General features: G+C 61.9%; 33 protein-coding genes. 20 read left to right on the top strand and 13 right to left on the bottom strand.

The window, feature by feature from the left end; all coding sequences use genetic code 11:
* Positions 1-90: 90 nt before the first annotated feature.
* The 3 genes from EU811_RS19825 to EU811_RS19815 all read left to right on the top strand — a co-directional run bounded on the left by EU811_RS19825 (position 91) and on the right by EU811_RS19815 (position 3,733).
* On the top strand, positions 91-543 hold the full coding sequence (locus tag EU811_RS19825) for a nucleoside deaminase (protein WP_142940019.1): 453 nt from the start codon (positions 91-93) through the stop codon (positions 541-543).
* Positions 544-674: 131 nt separating this feature from the next.
* Positions 675-1,109, top strand: coding sequence for a CBS domain-containing protein (locus tag EU811_RS19820; RefSeq protein ID WP_142940018.1), 435 nt, complete (start codon positions 675-677; stop codon positions 1,107-1,109).
* 164 nt (positions 1,110-1,273) lie between these two features.
* A complete protein-coding gene (locus tag EU811_RS19815; RefSeq protein ID WP_142940017.1) occupies positions 1,274-3,733 on the top strand; it encodes a Tex family protein in 2,460 nt (819 codons plus the stop codon).
* Positions 3,734-3,736: 3 nt separating this feature from the next.
* On the opposite strand, the gene EU811_RS19810 is transcribed toward EU811_RS19815, so the two are convergent.
* The 3 genes from EU811_RS19810 to EU811_RS19800 form a co-directional block, all read right to left on the bottom strand.
* Positions 3,737-4,768, bottom strand: a complete 1,032-nt coding sequence (locus EU811_RS19810; protein WP_142940016.1) for an alpha/beta hydrolase — start codon at positions 4,766-4,768, stop codon at positions 3,737-3,739.
* The gene (locus tag EU811_RS19805; RefSeq protein ID WP_142940015.1) at positions 4,765-5,127 is read right to left on the bottom strand and encodes a DUF1622 domain-containing protein; all 363 of its coding nucleotides are present in this window, start codon (positions 5,125-5,127) and stop codon (positions 4,765-4,767) included. Before EU811_RS19805 ends, EU811_RS19810 begins: the two co-directional genes overlap by 4 nt.
* Before the next feature lie 136 nt (positions 5,128-5,263).
* The gene (locus EU811_RS19800) at positions 5,264-6,184 is read right to left on the bottom strand and encodes an MSMEG_6728 family protein (RefSeq protein WP_142940014.1); all 921 of its coding nucleotides are present in this window, start codon (positions 6,182-6,184) and stop codon (positions 5,264-5,266) included.
* 83 nt (positions 6,185-6,267) lie between these two features.
* On the opposite strand from EU811_RS19800, the gene EU811_RS19795 reads away from it, so the two are divergent.
* The 3 genes from EU811_RS19795 (at position 6,268) to EU811_RS19785 (ending at position 8,734) form a co-directional block, all read left to right on the top strand.
* Complete coding sequence (locus EU811_RS19795; RefSeq protein WP_142940013.1) at positions 6,268-7,299, top strand: adenosine deaminase; 1,032 nt, start codon at positions 6,268-6,270, stop codon at positions 7,297-7,299.
* Positions 7,300-7,444: 145 nt separating this feature from the next.
* Positions 7,445-8,356: a pullulanase X25 domain-containing protein gene (locus EU811_RS19790; RefSeq protein ID WP_142940012.1), complete on the top strand. Its 912-nt coding sequence runs from the start codon at positions 7,445-7,447 to the stop codon at positions 8,354-8,356.
* Between the two features lie 93 nt (positions 8,357-8,449).
* Positions 8,450-8,734, top strand: a complete 285-nt coding sequence (locus tag EU811_RS19785) for an acylphosphatase (RefSeq protein WP_142940011.1) — start codon at positions 8,450-8,452, stop codon at positions 8,732-8,734.
* A gap of 256 nt (positions 8,735-8,990) precedes the next feature.
* Here EU811_RS19785 and EU811_RS19775 read toward each other — a convergent pair whose 3' ends face one another.
* Together EU811_RS19775 and EU811_RS19770 are read right to left on the bottom strand one after the other, a co-directional pair.
* The gene (locus tag EU811_RS19775) at positions 8,991-9,506 is read right to left on the bottom strand and encodes a DinB family protein (RefSeq protein WP_142940010.1); all 516 of its coding nucleotides are present in this window, start codon (positions 9,504-9,506) and stop codon (positions 8,991-8,993) included.
* Positions 9,503-9,934, bottom strand: coding sequence for a VOC family protein (locus EU811_RS19770; protein WP_142940009.1), 432 nt, complete (start codon positions 9,932-9,934; stop codon positions 9,503-9,505). The genes EU811_RS19775 and EU811_RS19770 overlap by 4 nt, the downstream gene beginning before the upstream one ends.
* 81 nt (positions 9,935-10,015) lie before the next feature.
* On the opposite strand from EU811_RS19770, the gene EU811_RS19765 reads away from it, so the two are divergent.
* Both EU811_RS19765 and EU811_RS24350 read left to right on the top strand, forming a co-directional pair.
* Positions 10,016-10,705, top strand: coding sequence for a hypothetical protein (locus EU811_RS19765; protein WP_142940008.1), 690 nt, complete (start codon positions 10,016-10,018; stop codon positions 10,703-10,705).
* Positions 10,702-10,908, top strand: coding sequence for an SDR family oxidoreductase (locus EU811_RS24350; protein WP_208096528.1), 207 nt, complete (start codon positions 10,702-10,704; stop codon positions 10,906-10,908). Before EU811_RS19765 ends, EU811_RS24350 begins: the two co-directional genes overlap by 4 nt.
* Before the next feature lie 143 nt (positions 10,909-11,051).
* On the opposite strand, the gene EU811_RS19755 is transcribed toward EU811_RS24350, so the two are convergent.
* On the bottom strand, positions 11,052-11,552 hold the full coding sequence (locus EU811_RS19755) for a GNAT family N-acetyltransferase (protein ID WP_142940007.1): 501 nt from the start codon (positions 11,550-11,552) through the stop codon (positions 11,052-11,054).
* Positions 11,553-11,692: 140 nt separating this feature from the next.
* On the bottom strand, positions 11,693-12,103 hold the full coding sequence (locus EU811_RS24345; RefSeq protein WP_223942011.1) for a hypothetical protein: 411 nt from the start codon (positions 12,101-12,103) through the stop codon (positions 11,693-11,695).
* Between the two features lie 268 nt (positions 12,104-12,371).
* Between EU811_RS24345 and EU811_RS19745 the strand changes: the two genes are divergently transcribed.
* From EU811_RS19745 to EU811_RS19735, 3 genes are all read left to right on the top strand, one after another.
* Positions 12,372-13,106 carry a GAF and ANTAR domain-containing protein gene (locus tag EU811_RS19745; RefSeq protein ID WP_142940006.1) on the top strand — a complete coding sequence of 245 codons (735 nt, stop codon included), beginning with the start codon at positions 12,372-12,374 and terminating at the stop codon, positions 13,104-13,106.
* Between the two features lie 114 nt (positions 13,107-13,220).
* Positions 13,221-13,481: an SHOCT domain-containing protein gene (locus EU811_RS19740; protein WP_142940005.1), complete on the top strand. Its 261-nt coding sequence runs from the start codon at positions 13,221-13,223 to the stop codon at positions 13,479-13,481.
* A 121-nt stretch (positions 13,482-13,602) separates the two neighbouring features.
* Positions 13,603-14,967, top strand: coding sequence for an MFS transporter (locus EU811_RS19735; protein WP_142940004.1), 1,365 nt, complete (start codon positions 13,603-13,605; stop codon positions 14,965-14,967).
* Positions 14,968-15,005: 38 nt separating this feature from the next.
* Here the strand turns inward: EU811_RS19735 and EU811_RS19730 are convergent, their stop codons facing one another.
* A complete protein-coding gene (locus EU811_RS19730) occupies positions 15,006-16,208 on the bottom strand; it encodes a hypothetical protein (protein WP_142940003.1) in 1,203 nt (400 codons plus the stop codon).
* Between the two features lie 90 nt (positions 16,209-16,298).
* Here EU811_RS19730 and EU811_RS19725 point away from each other — a divergent pair, with 90 nt between their 5' ends.
* From EU811_RS19725 to EU811_RS19715, 3 genes are all read left to right on the top strand, one after another.
* Positions 16,299-17,294 (top strand): NADP-dependent oxidoreductase, encoded by a 996-nt coding sequence (locus tag EU811_RS19725; protein WP_142940002.1) that lies wholly within the window; start codon positions 16,299-16,301, stop codon positions 17,292-17,294.
* 27 nt (positions 17,295-17,321) lie between these two features.
* Positions 17,322-18,167: an alpha/beta fold hydrolase gene (locus EU811_RS19720; protein ID WP_142940001.1), complete on the top strand. Its 846-nt coding sequence runs from the start codon at positions 17,322-17,324 to the stop codon at positions 18,165-18,167.
* Positions 18,168-18,229: 62 nt separating this feature from the next.
* A complete protein-coding gene (locus EU811_RS19715) occupies positions 18,230-18,832 on the top strand; it encodes a TetR/AcrR family transcriptional regulator (RefSeq protein WP_142940000.1) in 603 nt (200 codons plus the stop codon).
* A 31-nt stretch (positions 18,833-18,863) separates the two neighbouring features.
* Here the strand turns inward: EU811_RS19715 and EU811_RS19710 are convergent, their stop codons facing one another.
* Positions 18,864-20,051 carry a TerC/Alx family metal homeostasis membrane protein gene (locus EU811_RS19710; RefSeq protein WP_142939999.1) on the bottom strand — a complete coding sequence of 396 codons (1,188 nt, stop codon included), beginning with the start codon at positions 20,049-20,051 and terminating at the stop codon, positions 18,864-18,866.
* Positions 20,052-20,232: 181 nt separating this feature from the next.
* Between EU811_RS19710 and EU811_RS19705 the strand changes: the two genes are divergently transcribed.
* Positions 20,233-20,676, top strand: coding sequence for a hypothetical protein (locus EU811_RS19705; RefSeq protein ID WP_142939998.1), 444 nt, complete (start codon positions 20,233-20,235; stop codon positions 20,674-20,676).
* Positions 20,673-20,978 carry a winged helix-turn-helix domain-containing protein gene (locus tag EU811_RS19700; RefSeq protein ID WP_142939997.1) on the top strand — a complete coding sequence of 102 codons (306 nt, stop codon included), beginning with the start codon at positions 20,673-20,675 and terminating at the stop codon, positions 20,976-20,978. Before EU811_RS19705 ends, EU811_RS19700 begins: the two co-directional genes overlap by 4 nt.
* A 176-nt stretch (positions 20,979-21,154) precedes the next feature.
* Here the strand turns inward: EU811_RS19700 and EU811_RS19695 are convergent, their stop codons facing one another.
* Complete coding sequence (locus EU811_RS19695) at positions 21,155-22,249, bottom strand: hypothetical protein (RefSeq protein WP_142939996.1); 1,095 nt, start codon at positions 22,247-22,249, stop codon at positions 21,155-21,157.
* 246 nt (positions 22,250-22,495) lie between these two features.
* On the opposite strand from EU811_RS19695, the gene EU811_RS19690 reads away from it, so the two are divergent.
* Entirely contained in the window at positions 22,496-22,945 is a 450-nt protein-coding gene (locus tag EU811_RS19690) for a hypothetical protein (RefSeq protein ID WP_142939995.1), read from the top strand.
* Positions 22,946-22,980: 35 nt separating this feature from the next.
* The gene (locus EU811_RS19685; RefSeq protein WP_142939994.1) at positions 22,981-23,160 is read left to right on the top strand and encodes a DUF4175 domain-containing protein; all 180 of its coding nucleotides are present in this window, start codon (positions 22,981-22,983) and stop codon (positions 23,158-23,160) included.
* A gap of 61 nt (positions 23,161-23,221) precedes the next feature.
* Here EU811_RS19685 and EU811_RS19680 read toward each other — a convergent pair whose 3' ends face one another.
* The 3 genes from EU811_RS19680 to EU811_RS19675 are packed head-to-tail and all read right to left on the bottom strand — an operon-like array spanning position 23,222 to position 24,084.
* Positions 23,222-23,653: a hypothetical protein gene (locus tag EU811_RS19680; RefSeq protein WP_142939993.1), complete on the bottom strand. Its 432-nt coding sequence runs from the start codon at positions 23,651-23,653 to the stop codon at positions 23,222-23,224.
* Positions 23,654-23,665: 12 nt separating this feature from the next.
* Positions 23,666-23,815 (bottom strand): hypothetical protein, encoded by a 150-nt coding sequence (locus EU811_RS23575; RefSeq protein ID WP_160147667.1) that lies wholly within the window; start codon positions 23,813-23,815, stop codon positions 23,666-23,668.
* 23 nt (positions 23,816-23,838) lie between these two features.
* A complete protein-coding gene (locus EU811_RS19675) occupies positions 23,839-24,084 on the bottom strand; it encodes a MarR family winged helix-turn-helix transcriptional regulator (protein ID WP_238703476.1) in 246 nt (81 codons plus the stop codon).
* Positions 24,085-24,086: 2 nt separating this feature from the next.
* On the opposite strand from EU811_RS19675, the gene EU811_RS24340 reads away from it, so the two are divergent.
* Positions 24,087-24,347: an EamA family transporter gene (locus EU811_RS24340; protein ID WP_342211723.1), complete on the top strand. Its 261-nt coding sequence runs from the start codon at positions 24,087-24,089 to the stop codon at positions 24,345-24,347.
* The coding region (locus EU811_RS24335; RefSeq protein ID WP_238703475.1) for an EamA family transporter at positions 24,344-24,672 on the top strand (329 nt) is incomplete at its 3' end. The genes EU811_RS24340 and EU811_RS24335, both read left to right, overlap by 4 nt.

Below are 24,672 nucleotides of genomic sequence, written 5' to 3'. Positions count from 1 at the left end.
TTGCAGCCAAGCTATCAGCGAGCCACGACAAAATAGCTTCGACAAAATAACTCCTGACAAAACAGCTTCCGGCCACTCTAGACTGCACCCATGACTGAAACAGCCCCCGCCCTTGACCCCGCTTTCGAGGCCGCCTACCAAGCAGCGCAAAAAAGCCTCAGCGAGGGCGGCATCCCCATCGGAGCCGCACTGGCCCGTGGCGGGAACGTCATTGCCAGCGGCCACAACGAGCGCGTACAGCACGGCGACCCAATCGCCCACGGTGAGATGTCAGCGCTCAGGGCTGCCGGCCGCCAGAAGACATACCGGGACACCACGCTCTACACCACCTTGGCACCCTGCGCGATGTGCACGGGAACCATCATCCAATTCAAAATTCCCCGGGTAGTGGTTGGCGAAGCCGAAACGTTCCCCGGTGAATTCGATCTCCTGCGCTCACGCGGGGTAGAGGTGGTGGTGCTGGACGATCCCCGGTGCGTGGACATGATGCGCACTTTCCAAAAGGACCACGCCGAATTGTGGGCTGAAGACATCGCCGAATAGGGACCATAAAGAGGCCCGTGATCGGGCGCAAAATCGCCTAGCCACCGGTACCCTCCGAGCGTAGGCTGGCATCATCGGCGTCGGTGCCGAGAGGCCCCGCGTCGATAACCCCAATCGATGAAGGAGGACCCATGAGTGCCGTACGTGAATTCATGACAACCAACGCCCAGTGCATCGAAGAGGACAAAACTCTTCAGGACGCCGCCAGGCTGATGAGGGACATGGACTGCGGTTCACTCCCTATCTGCGGCCATGACGGCAAACTCACCGGCTTCATCACCGACCGCGACATCGTGGTCAAGTGTTTGGCTGAAGGCAAGGACGCCAGAGAAGTCCGGGCCGGCGAACTCGCCACCGGCAAGCCTTACTGGGTGGACGCTGACGCCAACGTCGACGAAGCCGTGAGCATGATGGAAGAGCACCAGGTGCGCCGCCTGCCCGTCATCAGTGATCACAAGTTGGTAGGCATCATCAGCCAGGGCGATATTGCCCGGAACCACTACGCAGAACAGCGCCTCGGTGAAATGGTGGAGCACATTTCCGCCAAGGAGCACATGTCCCACTGACCCATGGCACTGATCATCCAAACCCAGCCGCCGCGAGGCATCCCTAGAGAGGAACGCCTCGCGGCCCGTTCCTGCTTGGTCCAACTACAGCACTAACACAGCCGCCCGGATAGTCCTCAAGGATGCGTGTACCGGAAATTGTCGGCCACGTGAGGCAAACTGTCATGGTGACTTCAAATCTCCAACACCAGTCAGCTGCCTCTGCCATCCATGCCCAGATCGCCGAAGAACTCGGCGTCAAGACCTGGCAGGTCAAAGCCGCTGTGGAACTGCTCGACGCCGGATCCACCGTTCCCTTCATCGCCCGCTATCGTAAGGAAGTCACCGGGACGCTCGATGACACCCAACTCCGCGACCTCGAAGAACGCCTCAGATACCTGCGTGAGCTCGAAGAACGACGCACCTCGGTCCTGGAGGCGATTGCCGCCCAAGGCAAGCTGACCCCGGAACTGGAAGCCGCCGTCGTCGGGGCCGATACCAAGGCCCGGTTGGAGGACATTTACCTCCCCTTCAAATCCAAGCGCCGCACCAAGGCCCAGATCGCCCGCGAAGCCGGGCTGGAGCCGCTGGCCGACGTCCTGCTGGCCAACCCGCACCTGGACCCCGCAACCGAAGCCGCCAAATACATGAACGCCGAGCACTCCATTGACGACGCCGCCACGGCGCTCGCAGGTGCCCGCGCCATCCTGGTGGAGCGCGTCGGGCAGGACCCGGACCTGGCTGAGGATCTCCGCGAACGCCTGTGGAAGCAGGGACGCATGGTGTCGCGGGTCAAGAAGGGCATGGAGGCGGAGGGTCAGAAGTTCAAGGACTACTTCGAATTCACGCAGGTGCCGTCCGGCATGCCGTCGCACCGCGTGCTCGCTTTGCTGCGCGGCGAGAAGGACGGCGTCCTTGAGCTCGATCTCGCCGAAGCAGACCCGGCCGACGACGACGCCCTGGCCGCCGCTCGCGGCCGCTACGAAAACGCTGTGGCCAAGTGCCTTGGGGTCGCCAACCAGGGCCGGCCCGCCGATGCCTGGCTGATGCAGACCGCACAGCTGGCCTGGCGGGGCCGCATTCTGGACCGGCTGACCACGGACCTTCGCGGACGCATGTTCGCCGACGCCGAGGACGAAGCCGTTCGAGTTTTCGCCGCCAACCTGCGTGATGTCCTGTTGGCCGCACCTGCCGGCAACCGCGCCACGCTTGGCCTGGACCCCGGACTCCGGACCGGCGTGAAGGTGGCTGTGGTGGACGGTACCGGCAAAGTTGTCACCACGGACACCATCTACCCGCACGCACCCGCGAAGAAGTGGGACGAAGCGTTGGCCACCCTCGGACGCCTTGCCAAGCAGCACAACGTAGAGCTGGTGGCGATCGGAAACGGAACGGCCTCCCGCGAAACGGACAAGCTCGCCACCGAACTCATCAAGTCCCTCGAAGCTGCCGGTTCCAAGGGAATCCAGAAGCTGGTGGTGTCCGAGGCTGGAGCGTCGGTGTATTCCGCGTCCGCACTGGCCGCTTCTGAGCTTCCGGGAATGGATGTTTCGCTGCGTGGCGCTGTGTCCATCGCGCGTCGCCTGCAGGACCCCTTGGCGGAGCTGGTCAAGATCGAGCCCAAGTCCATCGGCGTAGGTCAGTACCAGCATGACGTCACTGCCGCGAAGCTCGATCGCTCACTGGATGCCGTAGTGGAGGACTGCGTGAACGCCGTGGGCGTGGACGTGAACACAGCATCGCCGGCGCTGCTTTCCCGTGTGGCCGGCGTCGGGCCGCTGCTGAGTGAGAACATCGTGGCTTACAGGAACGAGAATGGGCCGTTTGCGAAGCGCAGCGACCTCAAGAAGGTTCCCCGCCTGGGTGCCAAGGCGTTTGAACAGTGCGCAGGCTTCCTCCGGATCACCGGGGGAGCGGAGCCATTGGATGCCTCCAGCGTGCATCCGGAAGCATACTCGGTGGCCCGGAAGATCCTGGTCGCAGCCGGTGGCGGTCCGGCTACGGCGTTGGATCCGCAGGCTTTCGTTGACGGCACGTTCGGCCTGCCCACGGTCAAGGACATCATGTCGGAACTGGAGAAGCCCGGCCGTGACCCCCGTCCTGCGTTCAAGGCGGCGTCGTTCTCCGAGGGCATCGAGAAGATCTCCGACCTCAAACCCGGCATGATCCTGGAAGGCACAGTTACCAACGTTGCCGCTTTTGGTGCGTTCGTTGACGTCGGAGTGCACCAGGACGGGCTTGTTCACGTGTCGGCACTATCCAACAAGTTCGTCTCGGATCCGCGCGAGATCGTGAAATCCGGCCAAGTGGTACGGGTCAAAGTGTTGGAAGCCGACCCCGAACGCAAGCGCATCTCCCTAACGTTGAGGCTCGACGACGAACCCGGCACAGCCGGCGGCCGCACCTCGGGTGGGCGTGCTTCAGGCGGGCGTGCTCCGGGCAACCAGGGTGCTGCTGGTCAGCGTGGCGGCGGCCAGCCGGGTCAGCCGGGTCAGCGTTCAGGTCAATCAGGCCAAGGTTCGCCGCGACAGGGGCAGGGTCAGGGCGATCGGCGCCAAGGAGGCGCGCGGCAAAGTAATCAGCAGGCGGCTCCTGCCAACACAGCCATGGCGGAAGCGCTGCGAAGGGCCGGGCTCGGCAAGTAACCCCTACAAACCGGCGGTCCTGGCTTCCCACACGTCTGCATCCGAGGGCTGGAGAGCTGTGGGAAGCCAGCGCCCGATCCGCGCGAAGGCCTCTCGCCGGATTGGTTCCGGTGAGAGGAAGGTGTCGTGGAGCGCGTTGGGGAGCCGGCTCACCGTTACGGTGTCGGCCAAGGACAACGAGCGGTGAGCCACGGCATCCACGTTGAGTGCGACGTCAGCCGTGAGAGCGTCGGCAGACCATTTTGGCTGGAGGTAGCTCTTGTCCGAGAGCAGCACGAGTACCGGAACATCGATCCCCAAACCGGCGGCAACAGTGGCCTGGCCGCGGAACACGGCGTCGAGGAATGCCGGAGTGATGGGAAAGCCCCGGTCGGGCCGCCACTGGAGGTTGTAGTCCCACTCACCGTCAAGGGTGGCTGATACGGCCCGGGTGTAGATGCCCGGATCCACTGGGGGCAACGGTGTCAGGGGGTGGAGCCGGGCGCGCAGTCCCACCAGCGGGGCGATCGCGCGTCTACCGAGCTCGGTGGCTTGAAATTCCAGCCACGGGCTGTTGAGGATCAGTGCAGAAGCCACGCCAGGATGACGGGCAGCCCACAGACTGAGGGTGAGCCCACCGGTGGAATGGCCCAACAGGATGAGTGGTCGGTCATGGCCAGGGACGTCGGAGCGGCCCATGGCGGTCAGCGCTGCGGCGATGTCGGCGTCATAAGCGGACAGGTTGGTGACGAAACCCGGAACCATCCCGGGACGCAGGCTGCGCCCGTAGTTGTGAAGGTCCAGGGCGTGGAAGCGCGCGCCGGTTCGGTGCCAGAACTCGGCTACGTGCTTTTGGAAGAAGTAGTCGGACCAGCCGTGGACGTACAGGACGTCGGCATCGATTCCTGCGGGGTCCGGAACGCCGTCCAAGTCCTCCGGCCACTCGGGGCCGGTGCCGAGGTACCTCACCAGGGTGGCTTCAGCACCGCCGTCGAGTTCTAACGTTTGCTGCTCAAAGCCTTCGCCAAGAATGTCCGGGATCCACTGCTGGGTCACGCGTCTTTTTCCTTCTGCCACGGCCAGCGGCCCGTAATTTCCAGCTCCAGCGAGAAACTGAGGAACGTCCGGATCAGCACAATGATGGCCAGCACCCCGACGCTCTCAAAAGTAGGAGTGACGGCCACGGTTCTGATGATGTCGGCGGCCACCAGGAGCTCGAGCCCCAACAGGATGGACCTGCCCAACAGTTGCCGGTAGGAGCGGTACGGGGAGAAGGGTGCCAGGCCGCGGGCCCGCTTTGGCTGGTATCCCCGGAGGGCCATGGGGATGGACACCACGGCACCTATCACCATCACCGCCACCCCGGCGACGTCCATGTACCGGCCGACTTCTTCGATGACGTGCTGGAAATCCATGGCCCTCCCCGGTTAGGTGCGTGCCCTTACCGTCTCACAGAGCGGGCGCCGCATGCAGCAAACAAACGACGGCGGCAGCCAGGTTCCGTGGATACAGAACCCGGCTGCCGCCGTCGTATGCTGGTGAAAAGTACCGCTACTGCGCAGGCGCAGGCGCCGGGACCGGGAAGAAGACCCGGGGATCCTGAAGCAGTGCGGGGTAGTCGAAGTCGGTGCGCTTGATCACGTTGGTGACCTCGAAGTTGCGTGCGAAGCGGCCATCAACAGTGATGGGGCGGCCCTGAATCAGACCAACAGCGAAGATTTGGCCATCGTCAAAAGGCACAGCGAGTTCGGTCTTGCCAGGCAGGGTGTTGAAGGCCTGCTCCTGTGCCTGGCGCTTGCGCGTGGGCTTCTTTTCCTTCTGCACCACCGGGCGCTTCTTGGGTCCACCCACTTGTCGGCGGGACTTCTCCTCGGCGTACACAAACTGGTACTCGTCGGGGTCTGCCGGGGCCGCGGCACGTGCTTTGCCATGCGGCGGCATGGCGACGGTGGTGAGCTGCTCCGGGCGGAGGTCATCAACGTTGGCGCGCAGAATCAACAGGCGATCCTCTTCCGGGTCTTCCGGGTGGAACTCATGCTTGGGTTCCGGCCACACATACTCAAGCTTTTCCTCAGTGCCGGGAAAGAGCTGGGAGTAGTGCTTTGGATCCTTGGTGATCAGCTTGGAACGGTGGCTGAGGTGCAGGTCCTCGTGTCCAAGCCACGGCGGCATGATGATCCTGGAAGCGTAATCCGGGTGGGCAGCCTGAGGCGCGAACTCCGTGATGTTGGTGCGGGTGTTATCCGGGTGCCCACGCGCAATCCACTCATCAGCCATGGCCAGGCCGTACATGGTGAGCGCCGGGACGTGGCCCATCCACATGCGCACGGCGGGGTGGGACTGCCAACCGTACTCCGGGATCACCAACGCGCGGAGAACCTGGAGGGCTTCGACGCGCTGTTTGCCGAGCCTTGAAGTGTCGAGCGCCGCGGCACTCTCACGGAAATCGGCGAAAGGGAGGAAAGTCTGCATCCTTTCAGTTTGAGGGTGCCGGGCTTGAGAACCAAGTTGAGTGCTCCGGGACACGTGCAGGTGTTGGGGCCTAGAGTTGTCAGGTGGAAACTTTTGGCGAGAAAACTACACCCACGGCGCCCCCGGTTGCCGAACTGCACCTGCACATTGAAGGGACTCTCCAGCCAGAGCTGATCTTTGCCCTAGCCGAACGAAACGGCATCGAACTGCCGTACCAAGACATTGAGGAACTCCGGGAAAAGTACCAGTTCACTGACCTGCAATCTTTCCTGGACCTCTACTACGCCAATATGGCCGTCCTGCAGACCGAGCAGGATTTCACCGACATGACTCGTGCTTATCTGAAGCGGGCCGCCGCCGGGGGCGTGCGTCACGCGGAAATCATGATGGATCCCCAGGCACACACTTCCCGGGGAGTGGCTTTGGAGACCTGCGTCAATGGCGTGGCCAACGCCTTGGCCACCTCCGAGGAAGATTTCGGCGTCACCACCCTCCTCATCGCGGCATTCCTGCGCGACATGTCCGAGGATTCGGCGCTCGAAGTTCTGGACCAGCTCCAGGCGATGCACGCACCGATCGCAGGCATCGGCCTGGACTCCGCAGAGGTGGGCAATCCGCCGTCGAAATTCAAGCGACTGTACCAGCGCGCCGGCGAGGCAGGGCTGCGACGAATCGCCCATGCGGGCGAGGAAGGACCGGCCTCCTACATCACCGAAGCGCTGGATCTCCTTCATGTGGAACGGATCGATCACGGCATCCGCTGCATGGAAGACACAGACGTGGTGCAGCGGCTCGTTGCTGAGCAGGTTCCCCTGACGGTTTGTCCCCTCTCCAACGTGCGTCTCCGTGCGGTGGATAAGTTGGAGGACCACCCGTTGCCGGAGATGCTGGCGATCGGCCTGAACGTTTGCGTGAATTCTGACGACCCCGCCTACTTTGGTGGTTACGTGGACGAGAACTTCGAGCAACTGGTGAAGGTACTGGAGTTCTCAGTTCCCGAACAAGCCACCTTGGCAGCGAACTCCATCCGCTCCTCCTTCGCCAGCGACGCCCGGAAAGCGGTGCTGCTGGACGAGGTCACGGAGTGGGTCAAGGCGTCCGTCTCGGCGGCCTAAAGCACAGCAGCCGAGACCCGCACATCACTTGCGGCGTCCGGCATGTCACACTCAGTCACGACACACGGTGTTTACCTTCCGCAGTCGCGGGAATTAACAATTCATTGGCAAACTTCTATGGAGTATCCACCGTTGAAGGAGAAGCATGGGCGCGAATACCGCCGAAAACACCAACCTTCGTCTGAAGGCCGTACTGGACATCCTCGCTGAAAGCGTATGGTCCGGTGCAACGCTGAACGCCGGCGAGGTGCTGGCCGAGGCGATCGTCCGGGTGCCTTTCAATGACCACGAGGCTGAGCTTCTCAGTGGCGGCATCCCCCGCGGACACAAGACCTTGACGTCGGCTTCGGCCAAACTGGTGAAGGCCGGTTGGTTGGTCAAGGGCCGTTCCGGCTGGACCATTCCGGAAGATGGTCTGCGTGCCACGGTCGCCTTCGCGGATGCCGAGGCATTTGGTGCAGCGCTCGACGCCGGAACTCCGGTTCCTGCCGACGTCGCCGTACCGACGGCCCCGCCCGTGAAGCCACAGGCCAAGAAGGCGGCGGCGACCAAGCGGGCCGCTGCGAAGAAGCTCACTGCGCCTAAAGTGGCAGCGGCCGATGTAGCTGAGCCGAAGGTCGCTGCGGCCAAGGTCTCCGCGCCGAGGGCCAAAGCTGCAACAGCCAAGGCTTCCTCCGCGGCGGCTGAACCCGCCGCTAAGAAGTCCCCCCGTAAGGCGACGGCCAAGACGAAGGCGGCCTCCGCCGTCGAGACCCTGCCGCAGCCGGACGCTGTGGCGATCGCGGGCGACTTCAACAAGATCCTTGGAGCACCCGAGGACTGGGCACCGCAGTACGACGAAGCCCAGATGGAGTTCAACCCCATCGTCCAGCTGTGGACGCTCACGGCTGAACTGCCTGCCGGTTTCTACACCTACAAGATCGCGCTGAACCGTTCGTGGGACGAGAATTATGGTGCGTTCGGTGCCCGGGACGGCGCGAACCACGAGTTGAACCACCACGGCGGACCCGTCACCATCACGTACAGCCACGCCACGCGGGACATCGTGATCGGCTAGTTCGTTCAAGGCACGAAACCCGCCCTTGTTCGCTCTCCTCTCCGTTCGACGGGGAGTGGGACGGACGAGGGCGGGTCTGCTTAAGGTGGTTCCATGACTGACGAAACCGTTCGCCTGACAGCCCGTATCACCGGCGTGGTCCAAGGGGTGGGATTCCGCTACTGGACAGCCCGGAAAGCTGATGAGCTGTATTTGAAGGGGACGGTGCGCAACAGCACGGACGGTTCCGTGGAGCTTGTGGCCGAAGGGGAAGTCGGGAACGTCAGCGACTTCACGGACTGGCTTCACTCGTCGCGCGTCCCGGGCCAGGTGGCGGACGTTGAGTTCCAGGTTTCCGAGGCCACCGGGGCTTTCGACGACTTCCGGATTATCGATTAGCGCTTGAGCCGCTGCTAAGCCCCGGGCGATGCGGTGGTTATCCCTGATTCGGTGGCGGCCAGAAGTAATTCGTGATCGTAGGCGACCATGCTGTCGGTCTGTAGTCGTATGGCTGTTGCTAGGTGAATAGCATCCGCACTTCTTAGCTGTCCCGGAAGTGCCGCCGCGCACGCAGCGAAATCGCGGGAATGCTGCGAGTTCGCCGTCCCTCTCCGGCGATCACGCACCCTTCCCGCGACCTGGGCGATCACGGTGCTCACCTTTTCCAGGGCCGGTCTGCATCAAGGATTTGTTCACGCAGGATCTCCGCGTGCCCGCAGTGCTGCGCCAGTTCCCGCAGCATGTGGAGGTACACCCAGCGGAGGGGCAGAGGGCCACGGCGGTTTCCCAGCAGGAGATCATCAAGGCTCAGCTCCGCAACCGCGCGCCGGGAGGCCGCGCAAGCTTCCAGATAAGCCGTCTGAATGCTGGCGATGGTGTCGTTGCTGTCCAGGATGAACGATTCGTCTGGTGACGCCGGGATCCCAATCTCTGTGCGGGACCTTCGCGTGACGGCTTCGTCGAACCACACCTTCTCCACGAAAGTAGCGTGCTTCACCAAGCCCAGCAGCGTGGTCCGCGACGGAACCAGCCGGCGTCGTGCTTGTTCTTCCGTGAGTCCATCCAAACTGGCGCTCAGAGCTCTGCGGTGCTCGTCCAAAAACGTGTCGAACTGTACCCGGCCGCTGTGGTTGATGACGTCGTCGGCGACCGTCGGCGGGAGTGCGCTCATCCGAAAACCACCGTGCCGTCGTCGTCAATGCGCCAGCCGGGATTGTGCGCGATCTCCCAGACGATGCCGTTGGGGTCCTTGACGTGTCCGTGGAAAATACCGCCAAACGCGCCGGCCTGGGCGGGTTTCAGCACAATGGCCCCGGCCGCGACCAAGGCGTCGATGGTACTGGCGACCTCCGCCGGGCTGCCAACGTTGTGTGAGAGCGTCACACCGCTGACTCCCTGTGTAGGAGCAGTGGCGCCGAGGTCCTGATCGAACTTTTCGGCGTCGAACAGGCCGAGCATCAGCCCCGGCGCGATCTGGAAGAACAAGATCTCGCCGGGAACGTCCATGGCCGGATCCCAGACAAGCCCTTCCTTATAGAAGGCGCGCGCGGCGTCCAGATCCTTGGTGGCGAACGTGAGGAAATGTAGTCGCTGGTCCATGAGGGAAGCCTAGCGGGATATGGTTGCCCGACTTGGCCAGTCTTGTTGAGACCCGGTCCGCGCCGGTGGGAGGATGGAGCAGTGGAACCCCTCTTCGACTTCCTTGGCAGTTACTGGTGGCTCATTTTCCCTATTGGCGGGATGGCTGGTGGCTGGGCGAGGTCGTGGTCCAAAGCCAGCGAAGAGCGGCACCGGCGCAAGGTGGAGTTGTTGAAGCTGCAGAACCAGCTGGCGGTGCACGAGGAAGCCAACCAGACAGAGGTAGTCTCGCTCATTGCTGCGCACGATTCCGTGAACCACAGGTGGCTCGAGTACGAGCTGGACGTGGGTAACCTCATCGATTTCCCGCTCATGACGGACGTCCGCGAACCGCTCACGGTCGCGTTCCTGCGGGCCAAGAAAGAGGCCGACAGCTTACGTCCCGCCACACCTGAAGAAATTTCGACGCCGGCCAGGCTGGCTGAGTATCGGGCGGCTGTCCACAGCTACGAACTCGCTTTTGATGTTGCCGAACGGGAAGCCAGGCGCATCAAGGACGGCAACTTCACCGGCCCGGAGCGCCAACGACTGGCGACTGCGAGGAAGCTCCTGCGCATCGCAGAGGACACAGCCGCCACTCCCGCCGAACGTCAAACGGCCTATAAGCGGGCCCGGAAGGAACTTGATGGCTTGATCGTCCTGCCGGAGGCAACCGTTGCCGCACTCGAGAGCAAGATCATCAGCATGCTGGACAGCCGGAAGGACCCGGATACGGACGTCCGATTCGCATGATTCCCAACGGAAGGCTGGCAGTCATTACGGGTGCCGGCCGTGGACTCGGAAGGTCGTTAGTAGACGAATTTTCCGAGGCCGGTTGGGCGGTAGTTTCGAAGGATCCACGGCAGGCGGCTCGCGAACTAAGGGAACTGGTTGATTCTCCGGACCGTACCTCGCCACGCTTCGTCTCGCTCGGAGCCGCCGACCTCAGCTGGTAGCCCCCAGCGCGCTTCACAGCCCGTGGCTGGCGCTTCACCACCTTCTTTGAACCAGGAAAGCCCGCAAAACAACCAGTTTTTGCTGATCTTGGACCTCCCAGCAGCCAAAGCCGGTGGTAGCGGCACACCTGACTAGCCCCCGGCTACCTCAGTTCGATGCCCATCACGGTCCGCACCATGGATCCGCCCATGTCGTCCTCGAGCTGCTGCATTCCCATCCGCTCAGCAACCCTCCGTGAAGCCACGTTGCCCGGGTGAATGATCGCAACAAGGAGGGGGACCCCCAGGACATCGCGTGCGAAGTCCCGGGACGCCAATGCTGCCTCCGACGCATATCCGCGCCCCTGCACGTCCCGACGAACGTGGTAGCCCACCTCAAGTTCAGCCCGCCCGTTGACGTGTTGCCACGTCAGCCCGCAGTCGCCGACGAACTCGCCGTCGCGCGTTTCTACGATCCACAACCCGTATCCGTGGCGAGCGTAGTTGTTCTGGTTCCACTTGATCCAGGCTGCTGATTCATCCCGCGACTTAGGCGCCGGGTAGTACGTCATGACGTCGGGATCACCCAGCAAGGAGCTCATCAGATCGAGATCGGCGAGGGTCATCTCCCGGAAGCGCAGCCGGGCGGTCGGGTTGGGGAGCATTCCCGAAGCCTATCTGCCCTTGAGATGTACCGTCCTCACCTACTTTCGGCCCAAGAAGTCCCAAAAACAACCGTTTTCGGCTGAATTATGGCCTTTTTAGGTTTAAAGTGGGTCGTGACGGTACAAGCTGGTGAGCCTTCCTAGCCGCGGCCCATGCTCGTTGAGGGGTCGCCCCCGCTTTCCGAGGGATCTGCGCGCAGGTCATCGGGGTCTCCACTGGGCAGGCCGGCCGGTCCCGCTGCGTCACTTGAGCCGACAGCAGTGCCATCGTGCGGTTTGCGGCCCTGAGTGTCGCCGTCGGTTCCCGGCCTCGGTGAGGTGGTTCCGCCGTCGGGTTCTCCATCCGCACGGTGGCGGCCCTTTGCCCTGGTGTTGGGGGAGTGATCTTCGTCGATGGCGTTTGAGCCTTCGCTTATGGAGGAGTGGACCTGGATATCGTCGTCCTTCTCGCCGGGCGCTGGAACCTGCTGATCATTCACCGGCTTGGAGGTCCCGGCCAGGTCTTCCATAGCGTTTTCGGTGGCCTTACGGATGCTGTCTTCAACGCCCATCTGATGACTCCTTTGTACGAATAGTCCTTATGACGGATCTCAGATCCTTTTAGTAAGCCTACTTACTTTTGGGGACGCGTGAAACCCTTGCCTTAGTTGACAAAATGCCATATCCGGAGTCGCGTATCCGCAGGTCAAGCCGTTCCGTGCAGCACTTTGTACCGGTGATCGTTGGGCGATAAGGTATTGCCAGACCGTTTTGCAGAGGGCGGCAATTTTCGCTCCTTTGCTGTCTGCTGGGGACGCATTTCAGTCAGTAGGAACGTGCATGGTCAACCCCCGCCCCGAGCAGGAAGCTCTCAAGAACGGTTTTTTCTTGGATCTCGTCCTGGGCAGCGAAGACGTCGAGGCTTTTCTCGGCGAGCTCGCGGCTTTCTCCGCCGAAAGCCTCTCGCGCCCGGAACCCGTCTTCTGTGGCATCACCGTATTGCGTCGTAAGAAGTCGGCCACCGCTGCCAGCAGTGATGATCGCGCCAGAGTAATGGACGAACTCCAGAACGACTTTGATGGTCCCTGCCTCACTGCCATGGATAAGCTCACCCCCGTGATGGTGCCGGATCTTCTCCAGGAACATCGTTGGCCCGAGTACGTGCAGGCTGCTTCGCACCAAGGCCTGCGATCCGTCCTGAGTGTCCCCCTTCTGGTTGAAGGCGATACACGTGCAGCGTTGAACCTCTACTCCGAGCAGCCGGACGCGTTCAGCGATGACGACGTAGAGAGTGCCGAGGAGTTCGCCTCCCACGCCTCCAAGTCGTTGCGCCTGGCCCTGAAGATCGCGCAGCTCAGCGACGCCCGGAATGATCTTGCCGCAGCAATGCAGACCCGCACTGTGATCGACCTTGCTGTGGGGGCCATCATGGCGCAGAACCACTGCAGCCAGGAGGAGGCCTTCACCATCCTCCGCACGGCGTCCAGCAACCGCAACATCAAGCTGCGCCACCTGGCCAAGTCCATCATTTCTGCCGTCTCGTCCGGGAAGATCACCACGCACTTCGAGGAGTAGCCGCCTCCGACGTTTGCCGCCGTCGGGGGACTTAAGACTCTGACGCGCCGCTCCTTGCGGGGGGATAGTGGAGGCCGGGAGCACGGACGTGCCCGCTGGTCTGAAGGAGTAGCCATGATGTATTGGGACGGAAACATGGGCGTCTGGGGATACGCACTCATGGCTGTGAGTTTCATACTGTTTTGGGGAGCGATCATCACAGCGATCGTCTTTCTTGCCCGGTCCATGGGTGCCGGCAGCCGGAGGTACGCTGGCGGGCCGCACCGTACGGGCGGAGCGGAGGAGCTTCTCGCGGAAAGGTTTGCCCGCGGTGAGATCGACGATACTGAGTACAACGCCCGCCTGAATGCTCTGCGGCGGAGCAACTTCGGTTAAGCCCCTGGCCCCTACCCGGCATGGATGGTTGGCCAGAGTTTGGGCGGAGGCGTCCGCTCTGTGACCCGGTGTGGTCACCCGGGTTCGTGACCCGAGGCAACCATGGAGCAGACTTGGACGGGTGACCGCCAACAAACCACGCCCCGGCCTTGCGATTGCTGCGCTGAGCCTCGGGACGGCGCTGAACCCGTTGAACTCGTCCATGATCGCCGTAGCGTTGGTGGTCTTGCGGGAGCATTTCGAGCTCGACGTCGCCACCGTCACCTGGGTGATCACCTCGTTCTATCTCGCGTCCGCGGCCGGTCAACCGCTGATGGGTCGACTCGCTGACCGCTTCGGCCCGCGGCGCCTGTTTATGTTCGGTATGGCGTTGGTGGCGGTGACGTGTGCGATCGCGCCGTTCCTGCCCAACTTCGCGCTGGTATGCGTGGCCCGCGCGCTCATGGCTGTAGGGACCGCGACGGCGTACCCGTCCGCCGTCGTGATGGTCACCGAGCTCAGCCGGCTGGCCAACTTGCCGTCCACGCGGCCGCTCGGCCGGATCCAGATGGCCAACACTTCGGCCGCTGCCGTCGGACCCGTCGTGGGCGGGTTGCTGGTGAGTCTGGTCGGGTGGCAGGCGCTGTTCGCGATCAACGTTCCCATTGCTTTGTTGGCGTTGATTGTTGTCCGCCAGACCGCGCCCGCAGATGCCGGGCGCGAGACCGGCAAACTCGGCCAGCTGATCCGCGATTCCGACATCCCCGGCATCCTCGCCTTCGTGGTATCCCTCATGCTCGCCATGATGGCGCTGCTCAACGTGCTGCCCGGCTACCGCTGGTATCTACTGGGTGCGGCCACGGTGATCGGAGCGCTGTTCGCCTGGCGTGAGCTGCGATTCCAGCCTCCGTTCCTGGACCTCCGCCTGCTGGGCCGGAACCGTCCGCTGCTGTTGGTGTACTTGCTGTTTGTGGTGTTCAGCGGCGTCTACTACTTTGCGTTCTTCGGCCTTCCGCAGTTGCTGCAGGAGGCAGGGAATTACGACGCCGGTGTGGTGGGCCTGCTGATGCTGCCCCTTGCGGCGTTGTCGGTTGTGGTGACGCCACTGACCGTGCGGTTCATTGAGCGGTTCGGCGTGCGACCCGTTCTGATCACCGGGGTGCTGATCCTGACAATTGCGGCAGGCACGCTCGGGTTCCTGACCCTGAGCTTGTGGGCGCCACTGGTGTTCGTGCTCACCGCGTTGATGGGTGTTCCGTACGGCGTGGTGAGTACGGCCTCAAACCAAGGCCTGTACGTTTCGGCCCGGCCCGAAGAGAGGGGAGTGGCGGCCGGTATTTTCCAGACATGCCGCTACCTCGGGGCCATCACCGCCACTGTCCTGATCGGCGTGCTCTATGGCCCCGGCGTGAATCAGGCCAACTGGGGGATCATGGTCCTGGTGATGCTGGGGCTCAGTGCTGTGGTGCTGGTGCTGGCTGTGATGTGGCGGAAGCCCGCGGCCTAGGGGAGGCGTGGCCCTGGTCGCCACAAGGCCCGGTATCGTCAGCTCCGGCGCCGCTGCTCCGCAGCCCAGGTGTGGTTCACAATGGCCGCCGCGACGCTCTTGGACAACATGGCGCGGTCAGGCCCACGGTAGAGGTCTCTCCGAAAATAGGGTGATTCCTCAGTGTGGGGGCCGCTCTTATCAATTCGCTTGGCGAGGTCGGAGAGATAGTCGTGGCCACCGGTCCTATAGGCATCGGTTTCGGCCTGGTCCAGGCGAAGCAGGGCCGTTGAGTCCACCATCGTATTGATGCAGTACCTCCCTTCGAGAAAAAGAGATCCTTGCTGTTCAACCAGGAACCATGAGCCCGGCTGGTGGTCCACGTAATGCATGGCATCGCGATCCTTGGCTATCCTCAGGTGGTCTCCCCACTGCTCAACCGGCGGAATCGCTTCGAGTGGCCGTTGCCGGGCTTCGTTGAGCACCGTGTATTCAAACGTCGGGGATGATTCGCGGTAGAGCGTCAGGCAGATGATTCGCAGGCACGCCGAACAGCTAAGCTGGCTCTCCACCCGTTCCATCAGTTGTGACGCATGGAGTTGTTGGAGGTCTGCGAGCGGGACCCAGCTGGGGCTTTCAGTGATCAGGCCCGCCGCTGCGGCTGAGGAGAGTGCAGCGATGGTTTGTTCCACGTCCATCCCGCCGGTGTGGGCTCCGCGAACCAAGAGATCGCTGCATGTTGGACAATCGTCATCCTCGGGGCGGCAGGCATGCTGCGGAGCCTCCGCCCTGAAACTAAGGCTGAGAAGATTGCCGGGCTCGTTCCAGCCGCGGTTGTTCTTGAAGCGGGGTTCCACGTAGGCACCGTCCAGTACGAAGCCCATACCTCCGGGAGCGCGGGGAGCATCGAGGGCTCCCTTGAGGTCGCTGAGGGTAGCGTCCTTATCCAAGCCGGGGATCCATGACGGCAGGTGAAACCCGCCAGGTGCGAACCCAGTAGGTGCTGCGTGCAGCACGACCGCCACCGTGACGCCGTCGTGCATGATCATTTGGCCGCCCGAGGCGAACTGCAGCCGTCGCGATCGGTACGCGGGTTCGCCCACCAGTTGATCCTTGGCTCTTGCCGCGGGCCCGCCGAAGGCATCGATCAACTGGCGCACGGCTGGCTCTTCTTCGGATCCCAGGAGGGCGTCCAGGATGAGTGGCAGCCGTGTGCTGGTCCGCCATGGTTCGTTCACGCCGTCATCGCTCCGCTGTCCCATCCGACCATTATCCAGCGGAGAACTCTTGCTTAATTTACTGAGTGCACTCATAATTGAGTTAAGTCAGCTATGCAGTCCAGGAGAACCCCCATGAAAGCCTTCGTCCTCAGCCAGTACAAGGAACCCCTTCAGCAGCAGGACGTCCCCGAGCCCGTGCTCGGAGACCACGATGTGCTGGTGGAAGTCCACGCAGCAGGCCTCAACCAGCTGGACGAGAAAATTCGGTTGGGAGAGTTCAAGCAGATCCTCCCGTACAAACTGCCGCAGATACTGGGCCATGACGTTGCCGGTGTGGTCCTGAAGGTCGGGGCAAAGGTTAAGTCCTTCGAGTCCGGCGACGAAGTATTCGCACGCCCGGGAAATGACCGAATCGGGACTTTCGCGGAGCGGGTGGCCGTTGCCGAGGAAGACCTTGCCATCAAACCGGCCACCATCAGCATGGAAGAGGCCGGCTCGCTTCCATTGGTGGCATTGACTGCCTGGCAAGCGCTGGTGCAGCGGGGCAATGTTGGCCCCGGGCAGAAGGTACTCATCCATGCTGGAGCCGGGGGAGTGGGGTCCATTGCCATCCAGCTGGCCACGTATCTCGGGGCGACGGTGGCCACTACTGTCAGCGCCGGAAACAAGGACTTCGTCCGGGACCTTGGCGCGGACGTGGTGATCGACTACCGGACTGAGGATTTCACGGAAATTCTCAGTGACTATGACCTCGTCCTGGATAGCCTCGGCGGCGAAAACCTGGAGCGGTCCCTGAAAGTCCTGAAGAAGGGTGGCCGGGCCATTGGCATCGCCGGCCCGCCGGATGCCGGTTTCGCCCGACAGCTGGGCGGAAACCCGGTTCTGCTGGGGTTGATGACCCTGCTCAGCTCGGGGATCCGGCGCAAAGCCCGCCGCCTGGGAGTCACGTACGAGTTCCTCTTCATGCGCGCTAATGGTGGCCAGTTGAGGGAAATCGCAGCACTCATCGACGCCGGAGACATCAAGCCAGTGGTGGGACGTGTGGTGCCTTTTGACCAGACGGCCGATGTACTTGCGGCCCTCGACAACGGCGGCGTCCGCGGTAAGACCGTTGTCAGCCATCTCTAACCACTCCATACCGACAGGACGAACATCATGAGCAGTGAACAGCAGTCGTATTTACAGGTGCCCGCGAAGACGCTGACAGCCAACGGCGTCAGCTACGCATACCGCGAAATGGGGCCTAAAGGTGGGGTTCCGGTAGTTTTCCTGATTCACCTCGCCGGGACCATGGACAACTGGGATCCGAGCATCATCCACCCCATTGCTGAGAAACACCACGTGATCACCTTCAGCAACCGCGGAGTCGGTGCAACCACGGGGTCCGTTCCGGACAGCATCGAAGCCATGGCGGATGATGCTGCCGCCTTTATTCAGGCCCTCGGCTATCCGGCAGTGGATCTCTTTGGATTCTCGCTCGGCGGCATGATCGCCCAGTCGCTGGTGGTCAAACACCCCGGCCTTGTCCGCAAGCTCGTCCTGGCTGGCACGGGACCTGCCGGTGGTGAGGGCATCCAGAAGATCATGGGAACCACGTACTTTGACGTAGTTCGGGGCGCCCTCACCCGGCAGGACCCCAAGGAGTTCCTGTTCTTCAACCGGAACGCCGCCGGAAAACCCGCTGCGAGGGCATTCATCCATCGGCTCAAGGAACGGACCACCAATCGTGAGGCACCCATCTCGCTCAAGGCATTCCAGACGCAACTGAAAGCCATCAGGCGGTGGGGAGTGTCGCCGTCGGCCGATCTTGGCGTGATCACCCAACCCACGCTCATCGCCAACGGCGACAACGACCGCATGGTGCCATCGGTACTGTCCAGCGACATGCACCGGAGGATTCCCGGCAGCGAACTGGTCATCTACCCCGACTCCGGGCATGGCGGTATCTTCCAGTTCCATGACAGGTTCGTCCCGGTAGCGCTCGAGTTCCTGGGCCGCTGATACGGACGGCCCGCTGATGCGGACGGCCCGCTGATGCATCGGCCCGCTGATACGGTAGCTAAATGCAGCCTGCGCCCCAGACACTTGGCCGACGTGAGCGGAATAAGCAGGAAAAGCTTGACCGCATCACCGCGGCCGCACGCGAACTTTTCACCCAGTACGGAGTGGACGAGGTCACCACCCAGCAGGTGGCGGAAAAGGCTGACGTCGGATCGGGAACCTTGTTCCTGTATGCCAAGACGAAGGCGGAGCTGCTTTTGTTGGTGCACAACGCCAAGTACGCCCAAGCGCTCGACGCGGGAGTCGAAGCGGCCGCCGCTGAAATCACGGTGCTGGACGCGGTGATGGCCATCATCCGGCCCATCATTGAGTGCAACCGTGTTCAGATCGAAAACGGCCGAACCTACCTGCGGGAGATCGTCTTCGGTGACCCTGCCGAACCTCACCATGCAGAGGCGTTGTCCCTCACGATGCGTACGGAAGAGGCCATTGCCGGAGTGCTGGGCCGCGACGGTCAGTTGTTGGCCCGCGACCCGGCGAAACTGGCTCGGATCGTCTCCGCCATCATGTTCGTCAGCATGGCGTCCTCAGCGACTATTGACATGACAGACGCCCAGGTTGGCGACGAGATCCGGGATCAGATCAGCGTGCTCCTGGGCGCCTGACTTGGTAGTGAGCCTTAGCGTTTGGTGAGACTTACCGTTTGAGGAATTCCTCGTGCTGACGGTGTGCCTCGGCCACTTGCTCGCGGATGGTCTCCACGTCCTTGGCCTTGTTCCGGTACTTCAGTGGCATCTGCACAATCTGCGCTTCCTCAGCCGTGAGGGCACGGTAGATACGCTCGCGCTCGTTGGCGTCGGCGGTGTAGTCGAGGTCCAGATAATCGACGGCGTGACGGCGGGCGTTGTTGATGGCCGTCTGGGCCTTGCCCGCAGGGCTGATCAGGGAGAGCACCACGGTGATGATCAGGACGCCGATGATGACGCTGAGCGAGAGGCCCGTGGTGATTTCAATGACGTTGACGTGCTCGCCGTCGTTGATGAATGGAAGGTTGTTCTCATGCAGGGCGTGCAGGATCAGCTTGACGCCGATGAAAGCGAGGATGGCCGCCAAGCCGTAGGAGAGGTAGATGAGGCGGTCCAGCAGTCCGTCGATCAGGAAGTACAGCTGGCGCAAGCCCATTAGTGAGAACGCGGTGGCGGTGAAGACGATGAACACGTTCTGCGTCAGGCCGAAGATTGCCGGGATGGAGTCCAGCGCAAAGAGGATGTCCGTGCCGCCAATGGCCACCATTACAAGGAGCATGGGAGTCAGGGCGCGCTTGCCGTTCACCACGGTGAAGAGCTTGTCGCCGTCGTACTTGTCCGTGGTGTGGAAGAGCTTTTTGGCGAGCCGGATGATGAAGTTGTTGGCCTGACCGTCACCGTGGTCGCCGGGCTTGAGCAGGTTGCCAGCCGTGAGGAGCAGGATCAGTCCGAAGATGTAGAACACCCACGCGAACGAGTTGATGAGTGCTGCGCCAAGGAAGATAAAACCTGTACGGGCGATCAAGGAGAACACGATGCCGAACAGGAGGACCTTCTGCTGATCCTCACGTGGCACCCTGAAGCTCGCCATGATGATGAGGAACACGAACAGGTTATCTACCGAGAGGGCCTTCTCCGTGATGTAGCCGGCGAAGTACTCGGACCCCATTTGGGCGCCGCCGAAAATCAGGACCAGGACGCCGAAAACTATTGCGAGTCCAACGTAAATGGAGGACCAGACGGCCGCTTCCTTGAGCGATGGGACGTGGGCCTTGCGGATGTGGAAGAAGTAGTCAAAGGCCAAGAGCGCCAAAATGACGACGATGGTGATACCCCAGATGAGGGGAGAGACGGTCATATGATCCTGCTTTCGTGAGGCGCGCGAGTGGTGTTGCTCACCGAGGGTCAAACTCTTGGGTTTAAATTTACCGGGGTTGGCGGGGTTGTTGGTAACTCGACTGCCATGGGAAAGTAGTTGACAACTTGGAAAGTACTTTCTTAGGGTGGGGGTATCGATCCGCACAAACTTGGGGGACACCATGAACGAGACCACCGGCAATATGTCAGCAGCCGAAGCACGGGAACTCCTTGCACGGGCCGATTCACTGGGCGCCTCCTCCATCAACGCGGCAGCTTGGCCGGTGGCTGTAATGTTCACCAGCCTCGCGATTATGGGTTCGCTGCTGATGATCGGGATGCACATCGTTCTGGTCGGCGGCTACGGCGCGGCATTGTTGGCCTGTTCTGTGGGAGCCTGGGGCGCAATTACCGCGAGCATCTGGCCAATGTTCCAACGGTCCACCAAGGTCGGCTTCACCAAACGGTTCCTGACGTCTCTTCTGGGGTACTTCGCGCTGTACGTCGTGGCGCTCGTGGTTGGCGCCTACTTCTTCCGGGACGGCAACCTCTGGTTCTACATCCCCGCGGCCATTGCCCTGGCAGCCATTGGCCTTGCTGCTGCCTTCCGTGAGCTGCGCGCATGAGCGCCCCGGCGGAACACCCGCGTCACAAGCTCAACGAGCTCGTCCACTCACCGGTCCGGTTCTCCATCATGGCTGCGCTCGCGAAGGCTGAGTCGTTGGACTTCAAGGACCTGAGGGACGCCATTCAGGTCAGCGATTCGGTGTTGAGCAAGCAGCTCTCGATTTTGGAGAAGGCCGAGTTCGTGAAGATCAAAAAGAGCTTCGCCGGGAAGTTTCCCAGGACATCGGCCAGCCTGACGGGTACCGGACGGAACGTGTGGGCGGCGCACTTGCAGACGCTGCGGGAGATCGCGGGCGGCTAGGTCCTTTGGTGCCGGCTCAGTTCGAGTTGCCCTCGTGGAGTTTCCGCTTAAGCCACTCCGGCTGCTTGTGCTCATCTCGCGAAGGGTCGATCACGGTGGAGCTCGATCGTAAAGTCGGGTCCTCGGTCAGTGACAGAACGGCGCCGGTTCTTCCAGTCACAGCTTGAACTGGGAACTTAGCTCGCAGAACGGTCATTCGGGATGCCATTATTGTCGGCTCTGAATGCGGCTTCGTATCTTTGGGCAGCCTCCAAGGTCCAGTCCTTAAGGACCGCCAGAGTGCCCTTCCGGAGCGGGTGCAGATCGACTAGCGGGTCTTCCGGGAGGACGTAGCCGCTGTCGTTAGCGAAATAGGTGACAACGCCAACTGGTGGGTACCAGATGGGCTGGTCTCGGTTTTTCTTGGTTATTGCGGAGCTGAAGAGGCCACCCCGAGTGGGCTCCCATAGATCAATGAGGGAGGCGACGCCGTCAACGAGGGCGCCGCGTCCGGGGACCGCCGCTTCGAGAAAGTTGAGGTTGAAGGAATCACTGGATCGCCCATCTTGGTCACCGTCCGCCGTGGAGACTTCGAAGGGGCACACTCGTCTATCACTTCCAGCGAGGAAACCGAGCATGGAGACGTAGTAGCCCCAGCTCGGGTAGAAGGTCCCCACGTCATCTTTACGAGCGCCGTCCTCCACACTGAGTGCCATTTCGCGGTGGGTTCGGGGGAGCCTATTGTCGCGGCCCATTCGCTCGTCTGAATAGTTAACGTGGAGCCACTCCATGGGTAGGCTATCCAGACCCTCCAAACAGTCCAAAGTCGACAAAACCCGGGGCAGTCCCAAACGACTGATCACCTGCATGGCGTCAGGTTCTTCACCCCACCCATCGTCGTAGGCGTCGTCGAGGTCAACCAACTTCTGGGCAATGGGGTGACCTTCATGGCCGACAACCCTGTGCGCCCACGATGTGAGTTCCCGTATCCGCAAGTTGCCTTCGATGGCTCGGCGGGCGTAGAAGTGGGCCGCTATGAGTTTCGCTTCGTCGCCGGTCATCTCAACTGCTGCCAAGCCAAGCTCATTGAGGGCATCGTCGATGAGAACTCGAAGCTCGAAGACGTTGATCTGTGGCGAAGCGCCGGCAAGCTCTCGGAGTCCCTGGCCGTCGTGCCCTTCGACCAGAGCTTCCGTCGCAGCCGAGATCGCGGCCGTTGCGGCATCCTGCCTGATAACCCACAAAGCTCTTGCCGAAATGAGGTCGATTGCCGCCGAACTGACATTCTCCACACCATTTCCTTTTGACGACTTTGGAGTTCCTGGGTCAGCTTATGGTGCCATGACGCGTGGGCCATTGAACTCTTCGGGTGGGAGTGCGTGGCACCTAGACGAGGCTAGAGACCACTCATTTTTGGCCTTTTGGGCACCTAGTTTCAGTGAAATCGCCACCTAGTTTGCCTTTTTGCGTCTGTGCGGGCATTCGCTGGGCCCAGGCTGGGCGAGTCAAAGCAAGATCGTTCTTCACTAGGAGCAATCGTGATCCTGAGGCGCATCAGCAAGATAGCAATCGGCCTGTTAGTTGCCGCGGGTTTGGTCTTTACGGGCCTTGCCCCCGCCAACGCAGCTGAACCCGCGAGTTCAACGCAAGCTGCCATCGTTGAGATTCCGGAGGAGGTGAACAGCCCGGCACCGCCTGAACCAGCGGGTCAGTACTACTCGTTCTGCACGAATATGGGAATGTCGTTCGATTGGACCGCCAATGACCCTATGACGTGCCCCGGCTACCTTGATGTCTACATCGGTGGGCAGCAAACGGCGCACTTGAACATCGGAGGGAGCCCGGGGAGCTTGTTGTGGAGTTGCGCACTGGGGGTAGGCCTGAGTATGGTCACCATCTTCGTGCCAGGGGGAGCGCCTGTTGGGTGGGCCTTGGCAGGTGCCCTGTCCTCCATGGGAATCGCCTTGGCAGGTTGCGCGGGTTGGTGACTCGTGCAACCGTGCAGTGACGAAGGGTGACAGATATGAGAAGCAAGGTTCCGCCTCCCTTACAAGTGGCTGCGTTCTTCGCTTTGGCGATTGTGTTCGCCACGTGGCAGCCCTTCGCGTGGTGGCGGGCCGGTGCAGCGGTTCTCATGCTGGGGTTCGGTTGCTACGGCGTCTATGTGTTGCGGCGGGGCAAGCGTAAGCAGCCCGGAGCCTAACGACCTTGAGTGACCGGGAAGTTAGTGACGGCCTCTGGACTGACGTCTGCAGGCCATCTCTCTATTCTTGGGTGTTTTTGTCCTGACGAAGGCGATTCTGAAGATCAGGATCACCGGACCCGGCGACGAACCCGAAGTCGTACTTTCCGTTGTCCGGCCGGGCCTCGCGCTCCAGCTTCAGCGCCGTGGAGAGTGTGAACAGGGTTTTCGCGATCCCGCTCTCCGTATCAAAGCTAAAGGACCCAAAGATCGTCGGGTCCATGCTGTGCCTCAGCAGGAGCGTCGTGTCCGGGCCGTGTACTTCGGAAGCGACCGGGTGGTAGTCGTCCAAGTGTCGGCCCCAGATGGGCAGGGAAAGAGGGAAGGAGAGCTGGACGGCTTCAGGGAAGGAAAATGGGATGCGCTCAATGGAGAGGCCGTAGGGATCATCCACGCCGTCGGTCTGGATGATCAGTCTTCGGGGATCGAAGGTTAGGGTGCGTCCGTCCGGCAACTCCTTCGCAGATCACATGAAGGCCCTCGGGTGCACTGAAACGGCATAACTCATCTGATGGTTGTGGCCTTGGCAGAACACTGTGCCGCTATAGGCGCTTGCTTGCCCACCGCCCAGCGCTTTTCCGATTGCGATCGCCAGCTGCTCAGAGGAAGTGTCCACGCCTCATCCTTGCACGTGCCCGCTTAGGAGGGTTCGCCGTCGTTGTTTGTCAGCAGGAACTTGCGCAAAAGGTTGGCGAGCTGTGTCCGCTCTGTCTTGGAGAGTCCTTCGAGCATCTTGTGTTGGTTCTCTACGTGGTGCTCCACCACCTCATCCACCAGGGCCAGTCCCTCAGGGGTGAGGCTGATCAGCAGTTGCCGGCGGTTGTCCGGGTTGGTCTCACGATGAACCAGCCCGCGGTTGACGAGTCGGTCCACGCGGTTGGTCATACATTGGGCTGTTCTTCTTCCTCCCGTTCTTCACCGCGTACCAACTGCCGGGTGGGCTCGCTGCACTGGTGATGTCCATTCAGCCCCTGTTCGTGTTCTTCCTTGGAGTGCTGTTGCTGGGGGAGAGGATTCGCCTTACGCACGTGGTTGCCTGCGTGGTGGGAGCAGCGGGTGTTGGCTTGCTCGTCCTGCGGTCCGACGCGTTCCTAACTTTTGTGGGTGTGCTCGCTGGGATGGCCGGTGCGCTGAGCATGGCGGGGTGAATGTGCTCACCAAACGCTGGGGAAGGCCCGACGGCGTGGGGCTGCTTGGGTATAATGGCCTGCAGTTAGCGATGGGTGGGGTCATGCTCATGCCGGTGACGCTGGTGGTTGAAGGGCTGCCGGCGTCGGTTACTTTGCCTAACCTCGCGGGCTTCGCCTATCTCAGCGTCATCGGTGCGTTGGCTGCCTACGCGGTGTGGTTCTGTGGGATCCAGCGGTTGACGACGATGGTGGTGTCGTTCCTGGGATTCCTGAGCCCGCTTGTGGCGACAGTGCTGGGGTTCGTATTCCTGGGGGGCGATATCGGGGTGGCAGATTGTGGGGG

The sequence above is a fragment of the Arthrobacter sp. TS-15 genome, assembly GCF_006964045.1.
Taxonomy (GTDB): Bacteria; Actinomycetota; Actinomycetes; order Actinomycetales; family Micrococcaceae; genus Arthrobacter.
Note: the sequence above shows the minus strand (reverse complement) of the source record. Positions and strands in the feature narration are given on the sequence as shown.